General features: G+C 34.3%; 17 protein-coding genes and 1 pseudogene. 4 read left to right on the top strand and 14 right to left on the bottom strand.

All coding sequences use genetic code 11. The features are described from left to right. Positions 1–70 precede the first annotated feature (70 nt). Entirely contained in the window at positions 71–925 is an 855-nt protein-coding gene (locus ACHZK0_RS05565; RefSeq protein WP_262741149.1) for a hypothetical protein, read from the top strand. A 72-nt stretch (positions 926–997) separates the two neighbouring features. On the opposite strand, the gene ACHZK0_RS05560 is transcribed toward ACHZK0_RS05565, so the two are convergent. Continuing rightward, positions 998–1,297 carry a hypothetical protein gene (locus ACHZK0_RS05560; RefSeq protein ID WP_395761306.1) on the bottom strand — a complete coding sequence of 100 codons (300 nt, stop codon included), beginning with the start codon at positions 1,295–1,297 and terminating at the stop codon, positions 998–1,000. A gap of 135 nt (positions 1,298–1,432) precedes the next feature. Next, positions 1,433–3,799 carry a DUF6359 domain-containing protein gene (locus tag ACHZK0_RS05555; RefSeq protein WP_395761695.1) on the bottom strand — a complete coding sequence of 789 codons (2,367 nt, stop codon included), beginning with the start codon at positions 3,797–3,799 and terminating at the stop codon, positions 1,433–1,435. Positions 3,800–4,040: 241 nt separating this feature from the next. Here ACHZK0_RS05555 and ACHZK0_RS05550 point away from each other — a divergent pair, with 241 nt between their 5' ends. Beyond that, positions 4,041–5,393: a DUF4026 domain-containing protein gene (locus ACHZK0_RS05550; protein WP_270606689.1), complete on the top strand. Its 1,353-nt coding sequence runs from the start codon at positions 4,041–4,043 to the stop codon at positions 5,391–5,393. Between the two features lie 39 nt (positions 5,394–5,432). Here the strand turns inward: ACHZK0_RS05550 and hemY are convergent, their stop codons facing one another. From hemY to ACHZK0_RS05530, 4 genes are all read right to left on the bottom strand, one after another. Further along, entirely contained in the window at positions 5,433–6,854 is a 1,422-nt protein-coding gene (gene hemY, locus ACHZK0_RS05545) for a protoporphyrinogen oxidase (protein WP_395761305.1), read from the bottom strand. A 19-nt stretch (positions 6,855–6,873) separates the two neighbouring features. Further along, positions 6,874–7,809 carry a ferrochelatase gene (gene hemH / locus ACHZK0_RS05540; RefSeq protein ID WP_097863929.1) on the bottom strand — a complete coding sequence of 312 codons (936 nt, stop codon included), beginning with the start codon at positions 7,807–7,809 and terminating at the stop codon, positions 6,874–6,876. 14 nt (positions 7,810–7,823) lie between these two features. Beyond that, entirely contained in the window at positions 7,824–8,870 is a 1,047-nt protein-coding gene (hemE, locus tag ACHZK0_RS05535; protein WP_262741145.1) for a uroporphyrinogen decarboxylase, read from the bottom strand. A gap of 189 nt (positions 8,871–9,059) precedes the next feature. Next, complete coding sequence (locus ACHZK0_RS05530) at positions 9,060–11,177, bottom strand: transglycosylase domain-containing protein (protein ID WP_270342038.1); 2,118 nt, start codon at positions 11,175–11,177, stop codon at positions 9,060–9,062. Between the two features lie 128 nt (positions 11,178–11,305). Here ACHZK0_RS05530 and hmoB point away from each other — a divergent pair, with 128 nt between their 5' ends. After that, positions 11,306–11,821, top strand: a complete 516-nt coding sequence (gene hmoB / locus ACHZK0_RS05525; protein WP_395761304.1) for a heme-degrading monooxygenase HmoB — start codon at positions 11,306–11,308, stop codon at positions 11,819–11,821. A gap of 100 nt (positions 11,822–11,921) precedes the next feature. On the opposite strand, the gene ACHZK0_RS05520 is transcribed toward hmoB, so the two are convergent. The 7 genes from ACHZK0_RS05520 to ACHZK0_RS05490 form a co-directional block, all read right to left on the bottom strand. After that, on the bottom strand, positions 11,922–13,340 hold the full coding sequence (locus ACHZK0_RS05520) for a PH domain-containing protein (protein ID WP_395761303.1): 1,419 nt from the start codon (positions 13,338–13,340) through the stop codon (positions 11,922–11,924). Next, the gene (locus ACHZK0_RS05515) at positions 13,333–13,809 is read right to left on the bottom strand and encodes a PH domain-containing protein (protein WP_395761302.1); all 477 of its coding nucleotides are present in this window, start codon (positions 13,807–13,809) and stop codon (positions 13,333–13,335) included. Before ACHZK0_RS05515 ends, ACHZK0_RS05520 begins: the two co-directional genes overlap by 8 nt. A gap of 245 nt (positions 13,810–14,054) precedes the next feature. Then, on the bottom strand, positions 14,055–14,822 hold the full coding sequence (locus ACHZK0_RS05510) for a DUF6602 domain-containing protein (protein WP_395761301.1): 768 nt from the start codon (positions 14,820–14,822) through the stop codon (positions 14,055–14,057). Positions 14,823–14,923: 101 nt separating this feature from the next. Next, the gene (locus ACHZK0_RS05505; protein WP_395761300.1) at positions 14,924–17,932 is read right to left on the bottom strand and encodes an SIR2 family protein; all 3,009 of its coding nucleotides are present in this window, start codon (positions 17,930–17,932) and stop codon (positions 14,924–14,926) included. A gap of 251 nt (positions 17,933–18,183) precedes the next feature. Continuing rightward, complete coding sequence (locus ACHZK0_RS05500; RefSeq protein WP_395761299.1) at positions 18,184–18,480, bottom strand: protoporphyrinogen oxidase; 297 nt, start codon at positions 18,478–18,480, stop codon at positions 18,184–18,186. Between the two features lie 336 nt (positions 18,481–18,816). Continuing rightward, positions 18,817–19,698 carry a hypothetical protein gene (locus ACHZK0_RS05495; RefSeq protein ID WP_144660098.1) on the bottom strand — a complete coding sequence of 294 codons (882 nt, stop codon included), beginning with the start codon at positions 19,696–19,698 and terminating at the stop codon, positions 18,817–18,819. A 132-nt stretch (positions 19,699–19,830) separates the two neighbouring features. Continuing rightward, complete coding sequence (locus ACHZK0_RS05490; RefSeq protein ID WP_375867072.1) at positions 19,831–19,962, bottom strand: JAB domain-containing protein; 132 nt, start codon at positions 19,960–19,962, stop codon at positions 19,831–19,833. On the opposite strand from ACHZK0_RS05490, the pseudogene ACHZK0_RS05485 reads away from it, so the two are divergent. After that, positions 19,942–20,022 (top strand): annotated as a pseudogene (locus tag ACHZK0_RS05485) (IS3 family transposase); the annotation flags it as partial. The gene ACHZK0_RS05490 and the pseudogene ACHZK0_RS05485 sit on opposite strands and share 21 nt — an antisense overlap. 69 nt (positions 20,023–20,091) lie before the next feature. Here the strand turns inward: ACHZK0_RS05485 and ACHZK0_RS05480 are convergent. After that, positions 20,092–21,081, bottom strand: a complete 990-nt coding sequence (locus ACHZK0_RS05480) for a hypothetical protein (RefSeq protein ID WP_395761298.1) — start codon at positions 21,079–21,081, stop codon at positions 20,092–20,094. Between the last annotated feature and the right edge of the window lie 738 nt (positions 21,082–21,819).

The following is a 21,819-nucleotide window of genomic DNA, read 5'->3' as shown; positions in this document are numbered from 1 at the left end:
AAAATCTTTACATTTAATAGTAATATAGAAAATAGACAAGTTTATCAAAATAGTGGAGGCTTTTTCAGTCATGATGCGTGCGCTTCGTTTAAATATAAAGCAAGCTTTTTGTAGTCGTATTTCTTTAATTATGATGTTTAGTGGATTTGTTCTTATTTGCATTTATCACTATTACTATGTCATTCGTTATTTAGGAGACGCAGCGAATGGTCCTATATCAACAGATATAAAATGGATTGGATTTCGCGATAATGAAATGGATGTTTATTTATTATTAATGCCAGTTATTGCGAGTTTCCCCTTTAGTACAAGTTACAATTCGGATAAGTCAGATGGTTTTAAACCGTTTGTGAGTAAGGGAATTTCTATATTTCCTTATTCAGTAACGAAATATATCGTTACGTTTTTTTGCGGAGGATTTCTTTATACGCTTCCATTCATCTTATCATTATTATTCTGCAAATTAACCATTCCAGACGGAACACCTACGATTGGTTCAGGCATCATAAATGCTGATGGAATGTTCGCAAACCTATATTTTGATGCGCCTCTCACTTACATTACTGTATATATCGGAATTAATTTTTTATTTGCAGGTTTAATGGCTCTTTTAGGACTTGCTGCATCTGTATGGTCACAAAAAGACTATATGGCGATTCTCTTTCCATTTGCAGTTGCCTCCATTCCGTACGTCCTGCTAAATACAATACTTCCTTCAATAGGCGGAGCACCTATTCATTTATATGATCCGAAACAACCATTGCAAGGCATGTCACCGTACATTTTAACGATGCAATGTACTTTCTTCCTTCTCGTTAGCTTATTTATGTATATACAAGGAGTAAAGCGAGATAGAAAAAAATATAGAAGAAGACTGCAAAAAAGAGATCGGTGTAGAAAAGCGTTTCAAGCAATTTCAGACTAATTCATTGAACGAATAAGAGCGTAATTCTCTAAGCTATCTTAGAGAATTACGCTCTTATTATCATCCTCCCCTTTATGGCGTACCTGCCAATCCCCATAAAATAACGAACACCACAAAATAAATCGCTTTAATACCTACAACTGAACATAGTAAAATAATTGCATATTTACTTAATTCTCTCCTTGCACCTATTAAAGTAAAAATGACTGCCAAACTAAACGTTATATAGGACGATGCTGTATGTATTAAGTTATACGTAAGGTCTAAATTTTGAGTAAGTCCTGTTACATCAGCTGCAAATTGTAACATGACGATTGTACTAAAAAAAATCGCTAACTGATTCATTAGTTTCCCATTTATTTGTGCTGGCATCGTTGCCCCTCCCGAAGACTAAATATTCAATTAATTTTATCACCAGATTACAAAAAAAGGAATCACCTCTTTGTACCATTCTATGAGGCTACAAAAACAAAAAAGAACGCTTAGTTGCCTAAGCGTTCCCCTAATTTAAGAAGCTTTCTTCAAATCAATTTGAGCAAGTACCGGATCATGGTCACTTACACGTCCGTGCTCTTTCATAATGTTTGAGTTTAAGTGCACTGGGTCTACAATTGTATGCGGTGCAATGTTGTTTGTTACTAAAATATGATCTAACACTTGTGCATTTCCTTCATGAATGTACGTGTAGCGGTTCTCTTTCGGCACTGTGTTTAACATATTTTTCAAGTTTGTTCCTTCTAGTGCTTTTAATGGTTTAGCAAACTCAAAATCGTTCATATCCCCTAACACAACAACTGGTGCATTCGTGTTCTTTTTCTGAATTCCTTGTACGAATTGATTTACTTCTTGCGCTAGCTGAATTCGTTTTTCTTCACTCTTTAATACGAGCGGCTGCACTTTTCCAAATGGCGTTGCATCCCCTAGTTTTGAGTTTAAATGATTTGCAACGACAACAACGTTTTGTCCTTGGAACGTAAATTCTGCTGCTAACGGTTTACGTGTGCTTTCAAATAATGGATTTTCGTCTCCAATGCGAACAACATTTTTATCAAGTAACTTCGGTACTGCTGCTAATTTAACGCGTGATGGGTTGTAGAAGAAACCAACGCGAATATTCGCTCCTGGTGCTCCTCCGTCTAGATTATTATGCGGAGCAATTTCTACATACTCATACCTTGGTCCGCGAATCTCTAGAACTGCATCAATGATACGTTTTGCGCTTAAAGAAGCATCTGTTGTACCGTCATTAATCGTTCCGTTATTATCTTGCATTTCCTCTACACCGATAATATCTGGCATTTTTAAATTGTATTTAATAGAATACGCTAACGCTTTTACTTTTTCATCTGTTGTTTCTTTTTTATTCGCCGAGAAGTTTTCAATGTTATATGTAGCAACTGTTAACTTATCAAGACGAGGCTGAATATTCGCACCTACTTGCTTAAATCCACCGTCCACTACAGATGGTAATTCCGTTATTGGTGAAATGCGGAACGAACCGTAATCATATCCAACTACCCCTATTATATCTCCAGTGAAAGTATCTCCTACTTTTGCTACATAATCACGAGGTACTTTGACAGAAAGACGCTCTGGGTTTAATTGATTTTCATCTAACAAAGGTGTGCCGTATTTCGTTACGACTTTATTTCCGCCATTTTCTACTGTTACATATAAATTCCCGTTTTTCTGAGGGGCAATAATTTTTGGCGTTGGCATCATAACGCGCATACCTTCTATACTTTCATAAAAGTCGATTGCATCTTCATTTGGATCAAATAAACCGAATGCATCATTATCGATAATTTGATCTGGGATTTTCACACCGTTTTCTCCAAGTACAATCGGTGCTGGTAAAGGTTGATCTTTTGCAATTACAGCAACGCGGCTCGCCTTAATTTCAGTCGTCGTTAAATCTGTGTCAAACCTTTCTGCATATCCAGGACCAACATATTCTTCTACTTCTCCATCAACTTGAATAAGGTCTCCTACCGCTACATTCGCATCTTTTTTGTATACATAAATACCTTCTGAAGTAGCTGGGTCATTATCCGGCTGATTATCTTCTATATAAAAACCATTTTTATCAAGCGCTGTTACAACGCCTTCCACATTGTATACTTTCTTCCCGTTGTAAGGAGAGACATGTGATTTTCCTTGAATATCATGAATACGTACTGGTTCATTATTTACGATAATAAATGAAAATGTTGAAATCGCTGAAGAAGTAAGCCCTTCTTTCTCTGCGATTGCTTTAATTACACTATTTTCATTCACTACAATTTGTCCGTTATAACGAACACTCTTATTTGTAGGGTTAGAGCCATCTAACGTATAGTAGATTGTTGCTCCTTCTGTATTCGTTGTTAATGTTACCGCTGTTCCTTTCGCAACTTCTCCACCAACAGGTGAAGCTACTACATCGCTAACACGGTTTTGTCCTTCCCCTTGAAACTTATGAGCTGTTACCGATTTTAAACCGGGGCTACTAAAATATAATTCAAGCGTCCCTGTTAAACTAACTTTTTTCCCGATATTTTCAGGATGATCTTTCACATTTACTGCCGCTCTCACATCGCCCTTTGGCAACTGAACAGGCATGATTTTGTCTGGATTCGTTTCATTTGGCGAATCCGCAATTGCTACGTTTGTATCATCAAACTTAGCCGGATCTTTCGTGTATTTAGAAGGACTTTGCGTATATCCAACGATATATCCTTCCACTGTCCCCTTCGTTTTCCCTTGCTGCTTAAATACTTGAATTGCTTTTTCTACTGACATAGAAGTCGTTTCTTCTGCTTGTACTAAAGTTCCAGTAAATGAAAGCAATAGTATAAATGATAAAAAGACACTTAACAATTTCTTCACAGCTATTTTCCTCTCCCTATTTCATATTTTCTCAACATTTCTATCATATCAAATGATTCGTTATATAGAATGGTATTTCGACAAGTTTTACAAAAAATTTATTTAATTTACAAGCTTTCAAACTATAATACAAAATAATAATTTTACACCTTCTATGAATGCACTCTATAATGTTAGAGAGAGAAAACAGAAAATATCGAAATTTTATAGGCATGTAAAATGGATTCATTTGAATAGGAGTGATTGGATGGAAGTGCAAACAGAAACATACCGCGCAGCTATGAATGGAACATTAGAACGTCATTTTTCAGATATGATTGCCGTTATACCAACTAGAATTACAATTGAGCAGTTAAAACAGCGGTTAGAAACGATCGCTACTAAAGTTGACGAATTGAAAATTGTTTATAGTGATGAGACAAGCATTATTGTTGAGTTGCATATGGATGAAACAATCATACCGTATGAACTGCATATTGATGAGGCGAATGACCCAGAAGAATATAAAATGTACAATAAACAAGATTCTACAATCGTAGATCGTCATTTTGAAGATGCTGCTTATGGCACTGAAATTTTCACTCGTACGCTATTTGTAGGCGATGTGCTGGACTGCTTTTTCCAGCAGTTACAGTTTTTATGGAACCTAGCTCCAGACTTGTTATTTGTAATCGATTCAAGTGCCGCAATGAAAGTGATATCTAGAAGCTATATTGAATATCACGTTGAAAATGAATTGTTACCTGACATTCCTGATTTATACGTTATTCATTCTGTTTATGAAGACGGTAAAGACGGTGAGCCTACGCAATATTGGTTTCATACACATGGCCTTTTAAGAGCAGGCGTAACAGAAATAGAATTAATTATTCCAAATCGCATTTCTTCCTACTACGGTATTGGTGACCTTTTTCAAACATTTGCTAATAATGCCGTTGAGAATGGACAAGTCCCTATGAATGAGCCTATCGTTATCGCGCATAGTCAGCAAGGTTCTATACATACAGTAGCTGTTCCATGGGAAAAGGGATTATCTTATATTGGGCATAAAACGAGCATGGATCAATTATCTTCAATTGAGGATGAAGAAGTGAAACTGCAACCAGTAGATGCACAAAATATATTTCTTGGCGGAATGGATGACCGAGATGAATACCATCAGTCTCCATCCGTGCTCTTATTCAAATTAAATACTTCAGAAGAATATATTGAAAGTTTTTTCAAAGAATATGAGGAAGCTACAGGTCTCATGTTCTATAAAACAAATAGTGAAACCGATCGTATGGCTTACAATGCGAAGAATACTTTCGGGTATTTCAGCAACATTTTTCACATTGAACAATCGAATGAAGATTTCCGTTTCCTCGCTAAGTTTGGTGTCTCCTACGAAGAAGGAAAAAGTGAGCATATGTGGTTTGAAATGCAAAACATTACAGAAGATTTCATTCAAGGAATGCTCATTAATGAACCATACTTTATAGAAGATATGAGTGAAGGAAATAGTTATCAGTTAGATTTTGATAACTTAACAGAGTGGATTATTTATGCAGGAGATGCCGTTATAAAGCCAAATAACTTATATATGTTTATTGGTGAATAAGTAACAAAACGCCTTCAATACGATTGAAGGCGTTTCACTTTATTGTGCAATTAATTCCGTATCCATTACTTTCTCCAAATGAGAGAGTACACACTTTGCAGCTTTCTCACCTTGATTAATACAGTCCGGAAGACCAGAACCAGCGTAAGAACTACCTGCCAAGTATATACCTGGCAACTCTTTCTCCATAAATGTTGTGAGTTTCTTCATTCGCTCGTTATGGCCTACTGTATATTGGGGCATTGCTTCTTTCCAGCGGCTTACGACTGTAAATTCTGGATCCTCTGTAATATCCATCGTCTTTCGTAAGTCTTCTAGTACAAGCTCCACGAGTTCCTCTTCTGTTTGTTCTACAACTGCTTCATCACCAGGGCGTCCAACGTAACACCTAAGAAGCATTTTTCCTTCTGGCGTTGTATGTGGCCATTTTTTATGTGTCCACGTACATGCTGTAATTGTATAATCACTATTTCGAGAGACAACAAATCCTGTACCATCAATATCGCGCTGAATGGCTGATTTCGGAAAAGCCATTGCAACATTCGCAACTGATGTAGACGGAATGTTGCGGAAGAAACGAAACTGCTTATACTGCGCAAACATAGATGGCAATACTTTATGTGATGTTGCCACTACGATCGCATCCGCTTCTATTTCTTTTCCGTTACTAAGAGTAATCGCATAGCCATCACCCTGTTTTGCAACTTTTTCAATGCGAGTTCCCTTTATTATCGTACCTTCATGCATCTTTAATTCGAGAGATTCTACGATAGATTCTAAACCAGTTTTCACTGTTTGGAAGATTCCCTTTTTCGGTTCAGCTTTCTCTTCTTTCGGAGCAAGTGTACGCATACCGAGTGAAATACTGCGATGTTTCTGCTCGATTTGATACATTTGTGGGAATGTTGACATTAAGCTCATTTCATCAATATCCCCTGCATAAATACCCGATAGTAATGGTTCGATTAAATTTTCAACCACTTCGTTGCCGAGGCGATGTCTGAAAAACTGCCCGAGTGATTGGTCAGATACTGGCTTTGATCTCGGCATTAATAGATCAAAACCAGCTCTTAGTTTACCAATTGGGGAGAGCAGCCTGGAAAATAGAAACGGCGTAATTTGCGTTGGAATTCCCATCATTGATCCGCTCGGCATTTTATGTAACCGATTGTTTACGAGGATAAATGATTGACCGCCCTTATTATTTACAAGTTCATCGCCAAGACCTAATTCTCTCGCTAATCTTGCTACACTTTCTTTTCGTGCTAAGAAAGAATCCGGTCCGCGTTCAATTGTAAATCCATCTTTTCGAACGGTTTGAATTTTCCCGCCAAGTTTACCCGATGCTTCTATCAGTAATGTATCGATCGGCAAGTGGTCGTCACGAATTTCTTTTTGCAAGTTATACATTGTTGTTAATCCTGTGATGCCACCGCCGATGATTACAACTTTTTTCCTCAAGCAGGCTCCCCCTTTCTTCTTACAATACAGATTCTTTTTTCTTTAATACAACATCTGTTAAGCAATCAATAAATGCGTCCGATGCATTTGGCATTTCTGGACGATAATATTTCGCGCCAATTTCATCTGTTACAACTTTACACTCAAAGTCGTTGTCATATAAAACTTCTAAATGTTCCGCAACAAATCCAACTGGTGCGTATACGAATGAAGTATAACCGTACTTTTCATTTAATTCTCTCGTTAAATCTTGTACATCTGGACCAATCCAAGGATCTGGTGTGTTTCCTGCACTTTGCCAACCTACTGCATAGTTTGCTACTTCAGCACCTCTTGCAATATAGTCAGCTGTTTCATTTAATTGATCTGGATATGGATCGCCAAGTGCGATAATTTTTTCTGGTAAGCTATGTGCAGATACGATTAATACTGCTTTTTCACGTTCTGCTTCTGCCATACCGTTATATATACCTTTCACTGCATCAACCCAATACTGGATGAATTTCGGTTCTTTATACCAACTATCAATGCCGTGAATTGTTAAGTTTCCAAGTTTCTCTGCTTCTTCTTGTGCTCGTCCTACATACGATTTCACGCTAAATGTAGAATAGTGCGGTGCAAGAACAAGTGCGATTGCATCTTGTATACCATCGTTATGCATATCTTTCACTGCATCTTCAATGAACGGTTCGATATGTTTTAAGCCAAGATACATATGATACTCTACTTCATCTTGTACTTCATTTAAACGCTTCTCTAACTTTTTAGCTTGCTCTAATGTAATAGTAGCTAAAGGAGAAATACCACCAATTGCACGGTAACGCTCTGTTAAATCTTCTAGCATTTCAGGACTTGGCTTTCTTCCTCTGCGAATATGTGTATAGTAACGTTCAATATCTTCTTCTTTATATGGCGTTCCGTATGCCATTACAAGCAAACCAATTTTCTTTTTCATACAGCAATGCTCCTTTACTTCGCTAACTGCCCTTTAGAGTATTCATGAATAAATGTAGTTAAACGTTTTAATGTATCTGGATTTACTTCTGGGAATACACCGTGTCCTAAGTTAAAGATATAACCTGGCTGTTTCATCCCTTGATCTAAAATACCTTTTACATGTTCTTCAATAACAGACCATGGCGCAAGTAAGAATGACGGGTCCATATTACCTTGTACCGCCTTATGAACGCCGCGCGCACGTGCCTCTTCGATCGGTAAGCGCCAATCTAAGCCTACTACATCAAGCGGTAAGTCGTGCCATTCATTTACTAAGTGTGCAGCTCCTACGCCGTGCATAATCATTGGAACACCCACCTTACGAACTTCTGCAAAAATACGCTCCATTGCCGGTTTAATAAATACGCGGTAATCCGCTACATTTACTGTTCCAACCCAAGAATCGAAAATTTGAACTGCTTTTGCTCCTGCGTTAATTTGTGCTTTTAAGTATGTAATAACCATATCTGCTAGCTTATCCATTAAAGCGAACCAAGCTTTCGGCTCTGCATACATAAACGCTTTCGTATTATGATAATTACGAGATGGACCGCCTTCAATCATATAGCTCGCTAATGTAAACGGAGCTCCTGAAAAACCGATTAACGGTACGTCTAACATTTCTGTCGTTAATAAACGAATCGTATCTAATATGTACGGTACGTCATCTTCTGGATTGATTTCCCCTAGTTTTTCGACGTCTTGTAAAGAACGGATTGGATTATCAATAACTGGGCCAATACCTGATTTAATTTCTACATCCACACCAATTGCAGGTAGTGGTGACATAATATCTTTATACAGAATTGCTGCGTCTACATTATATTGATCGACTGGCAACTTTGTAACGTAAGCACATAACTCTGGATTATGTGTAATTTCAAATAAAGAATACTTTTCTTTTATCTTTCTATATTCCGGCTGTGAACGACCTGCTTGACGCATATACCATGCTGGTACATAATCAGTACGTTCCCCCCTACATGCTTTTAAAAATGTCTCATTTATATTTCTTACCAAGACCCTTGCTCCCTTCCTTGCCAATGCTTTTGCTCTAAATACGTTCTATTCCGATATTTATCTTTTTTTACTATACAGCTTGTAAAAACAAAATGCATAATATTATGTACGTTGTTCATTAAATTGACACAAACATTCTTAAAAACGCTTACTATTTTCACAACATTCTTATTATAACACAGAGAAAAACTATGGTTTAGCTACTTTTGACTTTTCTCCTTCGCGATTCGTTTGTGTGTTATATGGCACAACGTAAAAACTCGGTTTTGAAAAGATGTTAACGAACTTTTCTTCATATTCCCCAGCACCATTTACAGTTGCTACATGCGTATGGACTCCGTTTTCCACTCTATAAATACGATACATAATTCTATCATCTGGAAGTGGTGTCCAGCTTAATTTCGCTTTAAATAAACCGAAAGGGCTAAACGCTAATTTTATTTTCACATCTTCAATTTTGCGCAGCCGAATTGGAGCACCGATTGTTTCCACACCTTCTGGTTTCATAAACTGCTCTTTCTGTTCTACATTTGCCTTCGTTAAAATTTTCTTAAACAATTTCGTTGCTGACGCACTTTCTCCTTGCAACTGATGCTCTTTATCCGTACGGTCATAACCAATCCAAACAGCGCCTACTAAATTTGGCGTATAGCCAACGAACCACATATCTCTCGCTCCATTATCGTCATTTGGTAAGGAAGTTGTGCCTGTTTTCCCAGCTAGCGCCCCGTTATATACACCGACTTTCGCTGTCCCTTCCTTCACAACTCCTTCTAACATTTTCGTCATATACCATGCCGTTTGTTTCGAGAAAATTTTCGTTTCTACTTTTGGTGATTCTCCAATAACTGCGCCGTGTCTATTGAACACTTTATCAATCACGTGCGGCTCAATAATAGCGCCATTTGCTAAAAACGCACGATACATTTTCACAAGTTCAAATGTTGAAACACCGTTTTTCAATCCGCCAAGCGCTGTACTTAACCCAGCATCGGCAATATGAACATTGCCTTTCTCTAAATATTGCTTTCCTTCTTCTACCCCTAATTCATTTAATAAAGAAACTGCCGGTACATTTGCTGATTCTAAAATCGCATCGTACATCGTCATTTCTTTCGAATACGCATGATTGTAATTTCGAGGTTCATAGCCTTCAAACGAATTTCTTTCATTTGTTAATAAAGAATACGGATTATACTTTTTCGTTTCGAGTGCTGGCGCATAGACGATAAGTGGTTTTAGCACAGAACCTGGCTGTCTTTTTGCGAAAACACGATTAAAACCTCTCGGGACGTACTTTCTTCCGCCAATCGCCGCTTTAATTCCGCCCGTACGATTATCCATTAATAAAAAAGCACCTTGCGCCCCCTCTTCTTTACCAGGGAAATTCCTCGCATCTTGAAACTGGTTATACGCTACCTTTTGAATCTTTTCATCCATCGGAACGACAAACGTATATCCTCCTCGGAGTACTTCTTGATGAGACAATCCATATAAACGAGCTGCTTCATCTATAACCATATCAATATACGGCATATATGCGAGCTCATTCTCATCTAAGTTTTTATATAGCGCAATCGTCTTTCCTTGATAACGTACACTTTCTTCGGCAGTCAAATAGCCTTGTTTATGCATAAGTGACAATACGAGATCGCGGCGCTCCTTACTTTTCTCTGGAGAGAAATACGGTGAATATCCGTTTGGCGACTTCGGAAGACCTGCAAGCATTGCGCCTTCTTCTACTGTTAAATCTTCTACATTTTTATTAAAATACAACTTTGCTGCCGCTTGAATACCGTAAGCCCCATGGCCAAAATAAATATGATTCATATACATTTCAAGAATTTGTTGCTTCGTATATTTTTGCTCTAATTGAAGGGAAATTGCGACTTCCTTCAATTTACGCGTAACTGTTTTTTCACGAGTTAAAAAAACGTTTTTAGCGAGTTGCTGCGTAATCGTACTACCGCCCTCTATCTTTTCTCCAGCTAACGTATCTTTATAAAGAGCCCGGAATATAGAAGGATAATCAATTCCTTGATGCTCATAAAAACGAGAATCTTCCACCGCAATAAACGCCTGCTGCACGTATTTCGGAATTTGCTCGACTGGTACGAGATCTCTATTTTCTACGTATAATTTCGTAATTTCTTTCCCTTTCTGGTCAACGATACGTGATGAAGAGTGGAAAACGAGCTGCTTTTCATCCATCATATAGCCACCAGCTAACACAATAAGTTTATAAAGTACAATCGCTAATACGAGCGTTGCTAATCCACCTAATAAAGTCCATTTTACTTTCTTCATACATCGGCCTTCTTTCCAAATGATGGTACATTTATTATTTGAAAAAGAGGTATCTTTATGTATATAATCTTCGAAGTTTTTTACGAGAGTTGATATAATAGAAACAAACAATTAAAGGGGGCATTAAAATGAAGGCTATTATTTCATACGAAACACCTCTAGAACAAGCACATTTCACTGCAAAAAATAATGAAAAAGATATGTTTTATAAAGAAAATACAGAAGAATCAGTAGAAGGCTCACTTAGTTATGACGTACTAGACGCTGTTGGCGAATTTAAAGGACAAGCTGGCTACATCGTTTGTAACAACATTTCTGTCACAGACGAAGGTCGCCCAGTATTTGAAAACCGTTTTAAAAACCGCGCAGGCCTTATCGAAAACGAACCAGGATTCCAAGCAATTCGCGTTCTACGCCCATTAAGTAACGATACATACGTCATCTTAACGATGTGGGAAACAGAGCAAAACTTTAAAGACTGGACAGAATCACGTTCATTCGAAAACGCTCACAAAAAACGCCCTGCACAAGCAGAAGGTCAAGGTCAAGGACAAGCTCAGGCTCAGGCGCATCCACATGCGGAACAGCAGAAAAGTATTTTCTCTCGTCCGTCATTTGTAACTACTTTTGATGTGTTAGTTTAATTTTTTGGGAGTTCGGAGACCGCGGTACATGAAATTATATCGGCGATTTCCCGAATATATCGACTTATCGACAAATCACAACACAAAAAAGGAAACACCATTACGCACCGGTGTTTCCTTTTTCTTTGTACCAATTATATATACGAAGCGCATCTTCTTTTCCCATATGCTTCACTTTATATTTATGTCCCGCTACCGATACGGCAGCTGTACATAACTCGTCTTTCTTTTGAAAATACGATTGATTGTATCCTACTGCTTGAACATGCCTTCTTCGCATGATTCCTGTATATTTTGCTAGGCCACGGTATACCATGACTAACTGATTGTCTCGTATCATATATCCACCACTTTTATACCTAGCGTATGAGAGTAACGTAAATATGATAAATAGTGGTATTAAAGTGAATAACGCCATATTTTGCTTAAAATATATACTCGCACCGGCAATTGGCACAGCGAGTATGGTACTTGTAATCCAGCCCATTATTATGTAACGGCGTAATGCAGATTTCGGTAAGTGAACAATTTTCTCTTCCATTTCATACGGTAACTGCAAATATGTAAGTAACTGCTGAACATCTTTTTTCTTCATAAAAGGATGTAACATCACTTCCTGCCCTGCTGCTTCTATACTTTGAATAACTTCCACTTCGACAGAGCAATAACCGAAAGGCTGACGGAGAATTCCTTCTTTCACAGTGATCGCTTGAATGCGGTGTAGTTTTAAAACAAACTCTTTTTTATCAAATAACCCTTGCACGATGCGAATTTCACTTCTATTTCGCTCAATTTTAAAGTTCGCATATTTTAACGCATAGCCAGCTGTTGAAATGACCCACGAAATCACCATTAAAATCGCAGCCATAACAATTAATTCATATACACCGTTATCCATCACATACGCTTCTACTTTATTGATGAGCCATTCTGGAAGAAATTGATTAAACTCTGTGTAAATAAGAAGTAACCCAGAAAACACTAATCCGAATCTACCAGATGTAATAGATGCTGCTAAAATTTCTTTCGTTGTTAACTGATATACCGTCTTACTTCCTTCTTCCGCAGGCGCTTCTTCACTCACAACGCTTCTTTCTTTATGTAATAAAACAATGAGTTCCTTCGCTTCTTCTTCTCTAATACCCGCCAACATCACTTCTGGCTCAGTACCACCGCCGGCTACTTCTATGTTTAATTTCGTCAGTCCAAGCACTTGATAAATGATGTTAGAAGACGTACTAATATTTTGCACACGTTCTTTATTTAAGTAACTTTCTTTCTTAACGAACACACCGTGCTTTATATGTACAATATTATTTTCAACCCAGTACACTTTGAAATACCATTTTATAGCTGAGAAAATTGCCATAATAAATAATATAGCCAAAAGAACGAGATGAAAGAAATACCAAGGTTTTACTTGGCCATCTGATTTAAATAGAACAAGAAAAATAAAAGGCAATAAACCCGCAATTCGAATACCTAATAAGATTGTGATCGGATGTTGCCTTTTATACATCCTCATCACTCACTTTCGCAAGTTCTCCAATTTGTCTTTTCAGCTGCTCTGCTTCTTCTTTCGTTAAACCTGGAATACTATGAGAAGTTGCTGCTGTTGAAATATGTAATTCTGCTAAATTATACTTTCTCATAATTGGTCCTTGTTCAATCGTTACGTGCTGCACGCGCATCATCGGAATAAGTACGCGTTTTACAACGAACATTCCTTTTTGAATCTCAATCTCTTCTTCATTTAATCTGTAACTATAGTAGCGCTGACGTAAATTTGGAAACACAAAATAATCAAGCGGGATAAATAGAATAGCTCCTGTTACTAACAAGCCAAACAACCAACCCCACCAATTAAAATTGATCATAAAAAAGAAATATGCAATTACGACTGCTAGTATAACTGCCGCCCCAATTAAAGCGTGAATTCGCCACACTTTCAGCATATTAGCATGAATCTCTCTTTCTAACGGCTGCATCTCATCACCCCAATTATATGAATTTACTAATTATATATTAGTTGGTATATACATATTTGTAAAATTATAGTTAAAAATTCAAGGTGCAGCCACTCAAAATCAAATAAACACCATATTCACCTTCAATTATTTTATATACGAATTACATCTATTCCAAAACGTAATTATAGTAACCTCTCCAAATATAATAATCCTCCTATATTTGAATTAAACACTATCAAATATAAAAGGATTATTACTATACATTAGTACATATCTTTATAATCTACGTATATGGAAGATTTTGAGTATTCCTGAACCATTCTATATTCTTCTGGATTACTCTTAATTACATTTAAGTTATCTACTAGATAAGAATAAAAAATTGAAAATGCATGTTGCTCCTTTGTAAATGTATATCCATGAATCGTTTCACCTGAAAATATACCTTCCACTACATTGTCTGAGTATTTACCGTTTTTCCGATTTAAAACGTATAGATGTCCATCCGCACAAAATACCATATCAATATTTTTCTCTTCCAAATCATTCAAATGATTCAAAGTATCACCTTCAGATTTATAAGCAAAAAGAACTGTTATAGGTTCCTTTGTAAATCTCGCTTTCATCTGATCTGATCTTCTGTAAAAAGACTTTAGGCTACTAAATTTTTCATTGTCTTCTTTAACCTTTTTCTTATTTAACCTCATAGTACATTCAATACATCCCCGTAAACTCAGCATATGAATTATTTTATTAACATATCCTGAATACAATGGAGCATAATTAGTATCATCATAAATCAAAATATCACATTGATTACTTACTCCTAAATCTGACTTCACAAATCCAGTTGTTACTGAATATTTTTTTGGTAAGTATCCACACAAAAAATTCTTTAATATCTCCTCGGCTTCTCTTCCTTTTTCCCCATTGTGATTCAATTTATATACTAATTGTAGTTCACTAAGTATCTTATTAAAATTATCCCTTAATAACTCTACAAATAATCTTTTATTCTCATTTCTATCCATTTATTAGCAACCTCTTCTTCCACTATGACCAACCCACAAGCTTTTATTATAAAAGTGTTGATAATATAACCATTGCATATAGCGCAAATATGTAATATCTATTAAGGCCTATCAACTTCATTTACAAAATGTTTAAAGTATAACTCAATTAAACTCTTTTTCTTTAAATTCGAGTTTAATATTTCTCCCTTTATTTTCTGTTGTATAAATCTATAAAATGGCCCCTGGATTTTAGTTATCTGTTCATCCGTTAAATGATTTAACCATTCAATTTCAAATACGTTATCCTTATAATCATAATTTTCTCTTTCCACCAAGAATACATAAAATTTATTAACCTTTTTTATAGACTTCATAATACTCTTTGGATGTTTCTTTGAAAAAATCAAAAAATTTATTATCTCCGCTTCATCTTGAGGATTAATATCTTGTAATGCCTCTGATAAAGCGCTTAAAAACCCTTTATCAATAACAATGATATTCAAATTAATAGCTTGTAAAAATAAACCAATATCAAAATTTTCTTTCAAATATTTCTTAATTCTCTTTTTAAATATTTTTTTGAACGATTCCTCAGAGATTCGATATAATCCTGCAAACATCGAATATAATTCCAATCTATAATCCTTCAAGTGACCATAATCTATTTCTTTAAATACAGAATCCAACTGCCATTTAGTATTTTTGAGACTTCTTATTGAAGTTACCTCACAAAGCAAAGCAACGGAATCAAGCTTTCTTAATACTTTCGCTTCAAATCCTCCATTTTTATTATATTGAGCATTGGCTACTTTTCTCAAAAAATTCTCTATAAATACTTTAAATATATTTGGATCTAAACTTTTAATTTTAGACTGTAATACAAGAAAGTTAAAAAATGTTCTGTATACCGAATCCCTAATAGGCCGTACTAATATCATATCGTTAAAACTGTTAAAGAATGTTTCTAAAAATTCACTAGGAAACTCAATGTATTTAAATAATGTCAACGTTGCAAGAAACTTGTTCTCAATATTTTTTGATGTAGTATTTTTCACATAACTTTTCATTAAATTATGTAGCATCATTTGTGCACATAAGGCATTAGAATCAGATAATAAAATTGAATTTATTCCATAAGACTGAATAATTGTTTCAATCTCTTTTTCAGATAGAGAATTCGTTATAATTATGAGATCTTGATAAGTAAATCGATACGGTTCAATAATGCTAGTATCTTTAGCCCTAATTTCATTTGCTTTCTCCAAATTAAGATACGTACAACAGATAGCATCAAAATAATTTTTATAAATTTCTCGAGTTTCACTATAGTAATTGGCAATTAATAAATTATAAGTAGTATACCTGTAAAATTCATGCACAGCTGTAATTAACTTTGGTAAATCTAGATCTTGGCTACCTAAAATAAACTGCGTATCCAGATTACTCCTAATCTTCTCACTTATTTGTCTGGTCTCTGTTCTTATCTCATCTATAAGCCCCCTAGAATTCAATAGCTCTTCTAAATAGCTAAAACTATCTTTTTCGCTTGAAGTCAGCTGATTAAAGCTCTCAGATATTTCCCTTCTCATCTCAGAATAACTTTTTAACTCATCCATATATTTATCTGGGATTGGTTCTGCAATATTTCCACTTAGTATCATACTAGGAGCACGTAACAGCCTAATTACAGCTAGCTTGTTGAAATTGGATAAATAATACATATTATATTTCTTTTCTTTATAAGATTTTAAAGAAATATTCTTTAGTTGTTCATTCGCACTAACAAACTGATTAAATTGAGTAAACGCAAAACTTAATGATAAGTGTTCATGATAAGTTAAGTTTTGATTACTTAATTTAATCTCAGGAATTACATTTTCTAGTTCAATATAATTATTCTCTTCAACATATTTTACAACTTTAGGTTTCCAATCTTCACTATCCATCTCCACTTCAAATTCAACTATTTCAAAATCTAAGTTATCCCTTCGTTTAATTACTGTTATTTTTTTTATGCCGGCTTTTGATAAAACCTCTTGAATATAGGAATAATTATCTATTTGAGAATTAAACACTGATTTATTAATATCTTGCTTAATCACTCCAATTTCTTTTATAAAATGCATAATAAATGAATGTTCATCAGAAAGAGGATTTAAAGTTATACGTAAATGCTGGTTTATAAATTCATAAATTATATTATTAAAATTAATTTTTTGAAACAAGTCTGTGACTCTTATTGCATTGACATCTTTAAAAGAATTCCACTTCTCAACAAAATAATTCAATGAGTTTCTATCTTCTACATTGTAATTATTAATATAATCTATCAAGTTAGAAATATTATTACCAAAAGGATTTTCTAAATTTCCCTTCATATTATATATACTAGGTATACAACTTATATCAATAATGTTTATTCCAAATTTTTTAAAATAACTTTTTTCAAAATTATTTATTTTCGGTGAAGCATTAAGTAAATATGCTGTTCTAAAATCATTACCAATTGTAGATTGCAAACGCTTTATAATTAACTTTAAATCATAATCCTGTACTGAATACCCTATAAACAATACAGTATGATTTATAAAAATAGACTCTATATAATTTTCAACTAATCTAAAATTTCTTGAATAATTTAAGTAATCATCTTCTTTTAAAACAATATTCTTCTTTTGAATATCTCCATGCATCTTTATATACAGCCTATTATTACTTGCATAAGGAAGGTCTTTATCTTCTACTACCTTATCGTAAAATAAATAATGTTTTTCTAACGACTGTTCAATTAAATCATCATAATTAGTCGTAATAATATGCTTTGGATTTAAAGAAAGGATTTGGTCATGCAGCATATTAGGAATATACTTCTCAGAAAATACATCTTCTATTAACTGATAATATTCTAAATTACCTCTCTCATTATAAAAATATTGTGGGATCCTTAAATAATCTTCTGAATTTAAAGACCTATTAATCCCTAACTTTTTCGCAAACTTATGTACTAATTCTCCCCAAGATGGTAAGCCTGAATTTGCTGATACGCCAGCACCAATAAAGACTATAAGTTGTTTTTTCTCAATTGCTTCTAAAATTGCCTCTATATCAGCATTTCTAAAGTTACTCATTTTATTCCTCCAATTGAATTTATTCACATTAAAGAAATCATTGAAAAACAGCTATCTTAACTTTAATAAAATTTAGATACAATGTAAATTTATTGTACATCATACTATTCTAAATTTCCTTTTAAACACCTACTATACTAAATAATTGACTAAATCGTAGTGACTCCATCCTAATAAACACAATAACGCTATATAAATTTACTAGGCTAAAAATTCGAACAGCAACTCCTAATAATGAACCCATTAGTTTTCTATATCGTATCAATCATTTCTTTAAAACTCCCTTCATTAATCGCATACACATGAAACTGAATATAATCTATTTCATTCGTATTAGGGCGGGCATATGGCAAAATGGTAAATTGAGAAGCTGATCTTCCTAACATATCTACAATCATTAGAGAAACGTCAATATATTCAAAGTCTACACGGAACACTACTGCTTCTCCCGTAAATTCATACTCTTTAATTGCATCATAAGATTTATTCGCACTAATTAACGTTATTTTTAATAGTTGGTTTAAATTTTCTGGTTTAAAATTAATCATATACGCAGCTCCTTTTTTCAATAAAACACTACAAAAATAGTGTAATCTTATACTTTCATAGCTTCACACATCAATTATATTAAAAATAAAGCTAGTTTTTTATAAATTTTTTGATATAATTACTTACGGGAAAAGGGAAGAATTTTGTCTTCCCTTGTGTTTTTATTTGCATCTAGTACTTTTGCTAGATGCTTTTTTTTATGCTAACAAAACTTGAAAAGATACCCTCAAAATATAACTAAATAAAAATAGCTGTTAAAATTGAAAGAACAATTTTAACAGCTATTAATTTAACATTACGCAGACTAGTCACTCCTATAATAGTTGGAGTTTTAACTAATATTGGTACGTTTCTCCAGCTGTTGTCATTAAAGTAACAGAACCATTAAATTTAACATGATAATCTACAATATGTGTTATATGAGTTTCCTTATTCTCATATATTCTACCACCGTAGCCTTGTTCTGTATTCATACCTGAATCTGGCATAATTCTTATATCTGCTTTACTTAATGGATTACCTGCTAAATATTTCTCTAATGCTTTCCTTACATAAGGTATTGCTTCCTCATCACTTTTTATATCAACTTGTTTTTGTTCTTCAACTTGCTTTTTCTCTTCAGCACGTTTTTGCTCTTCAGCCTGCTTTTTTTCTTCAGCTTCTTTTTGTTTCTTTTCACTCTCTATTTTTGTAAGTTCCATATCCACTGTCGCCATTAATTGCGTAGCTTTTTGATTATGATCTTTTAATTTCTCATTTGTTGCTGTTTCTTGCTGAACAGTACTTAATAGTTGCTTAGCCTCATCTAAAGATTTATTATTTATTAGTTCTTGCGCTTGAGATAATTTGTTATTGTACGTATCCAAGGTGTCCTTATTAGACTTTAGCTCGCCTTTCATTTTTTTAGCATCTTCTTTAAGGGAGCTTATACCACCTTTAGTTTCCACTACTTCTCCAAAAAGCTTATTCGCTTCATCCCATTTCTGCTCATCCTTTGCCTTCATTGCATCCATCCATTTTTTAGTTTGTGTATGCAAAACCTTTGCTTCGTCACTTTTTTCATCTAATGCTAAACTAAATGATGCCAACGCCTTGTCATACTCCTTATTAGCTAGTGCCAATTTCCCTTGTTCTATTGCCTTTTCAGCTGTCTTATCCCCACATGCAGCTAATAAAATAAAACATGAACATATAATTCCTAAAACTCTAAGCTTCATAACTCTCTCTCCCCTACTATTATGAATATATCTTCTAATTTAATAATCATACCATTATTTTATATCATTATATAAATTTTACAATTTTGATTACTCACTTTAAATGATACATTTATAATTTCTGCAAGCTTTTTATCGATAGAAGCTTAGATGATTATAAGCAACCATAATAAAAGCTGAATTAGATACAATTTCAAGTTTCAGCACATCTCTAGGATGAACGATGCTTCCATTTAAACTTCCTACATGACGTATTACAATCATTATAAATACCAATGGAAATAAAAAAAGATGACCTCTGTTGAATACAGAAATCATCCTCTTTATATTGATAACCTTTTCTCAAAATGTCCTTTACAAAGGGTACAGATTCATCGTGTACTTTCCATCAATTTAGTGCAGTTCAACGATTGTACCATCTTCGAATACTTTAAATACACCAGTAAATCCTGGTCCACCTGCACCTTCTATTTTATATGTCGTACGCACTCTAATTTGATAATATTTCTTTCCATTCTCTACTTGCGTATTCTCTAGTGTGTAATCATAGTCTTCTTTATATTCATTTTTAATATATGCTTTCGCTTTCTCAAAAGTAAATGTATCTTGAGTCTTTCCTGTTTCTACCTTTTTATTATTTTCTGTCGCTACTTTTTGAGTCTTGTCTGCTTCTACTTTTTTATTATTTTCTGTCGCTACTTTTTGAGTCTTGTCTGCTTCTACCTTTTTATTACTCTCTGTCGCTACCTTTTGATTTTTTTCTGCCTCAGGTTTTTGAGTCTTTTCTGTTGCTACCTTTTGATTCGTTACTACATTTGTTTTTTGTGCCTTCGCTGCTTCACTCTTTGCAGTTTTTTCTTCTTCATTCATTTTAGTAACTAACCCTACCGCTTTTTTATTATATTCTTCAAGTTTTTTGTTATCTTTTGTTTCTGCAACTAGCTTATTTAATATTTCTTTCGCTTCTGCATAATTTTTCTTACTTATTAACTCTTCACTTTTCGTCAATTGCTCACTATACTTCTTGTTTTGCTCTAAGATGGCTAGTAATGCTGTTCGTTCTTCCTTTGCTTGTTTTACAAGCGTAGTATTTCCATTCTGCATGTTCTCTACTTTTTCAAATGACTTAATTGATTCTTCTACCTTTGTTTCTTCTTTTAACTTCACTGCTTCAATCATTACTTTCGTTTGTTCTACAAGCACCTTTGCATCTGCATCATCTTTTTTCTCATCTAGCGCTTTTTCAAATGATGATAAGGCATTTTTATATTCTTTATTCGTTAACGCAGTCTTTCCTTCATCCATTGCTTTGTCAAAATTCCCATTGCTACATCCAGCTAACATTAAAAACGTAAGTCCAATTACCATTAATAACTTTTTCATTTTTTCTCCTCCTATATATCCCTAAAACAATAAATAACAGCATATGTATAAAAGTCTGTGTAGTAATTAGACTGAAAATAAAGATGTACTTTGTGTGTGGGAAAGGAAGTACATTTCATTTACTATCATTACTTAAAACTCCTAAATAGTTGGTAGTTGGTTTTCTTCTTCTTTTAAAGACAGAAAGGAATTTTAATCATGTGCGTAAAGATCTCACCAGACTCTTTACTACACACACTCTTATACACATAGAAAAACTCTTTTTTAATTTTATATATTCTCAGTTGATTGGATACGAAATCTAATTCGTAACATACCGAAAGATAAAAGAAAACAAATCGTAATATAAGTTACGATTTGTAACTCTTCTGTAACACAAATGTAACATAAGGTTTTTGAATATACAATAGTTTTTTTACATTATTTTCCCCAATCTACATTTTAAGGCGCTAATACAGTGCCAAAACGAGTTTCATCTCCACCTGCTATTGGACTATCATCCTTTGAATACTTTAGGAAATAGACCTCTTTTCTAAAGTATTCAAATTAATTACATAGATAACTCTTTTTTCACCCAAATATTACGAAGACCTTTACCCTTGTACTTTCACATTAAATATATATAGCTAACTTTTTTGATATAACCGCATTAAGAAAATAGGACGCACTTTGTCTTCCTTTTTGTTTTTATTGGTATCGAGTTCTTTTGCTAGATGCTTTTTTATGCCAAATAAAATA

It is taken from the genome of Bacillus sp. 3G2 (assembly GCF_044324725.1).
Lineage (GTDB): Bacteria > Bacillota > Bacilli > Bacillales > Bacillaceae_G > Bacillus_A > Bacillus_A mobilis.
The sequence above is the reverse complement of the archived record's forward strand: the minus strand, read 5'-3'. Positions and strand labels throughout refer to the sequence as shown.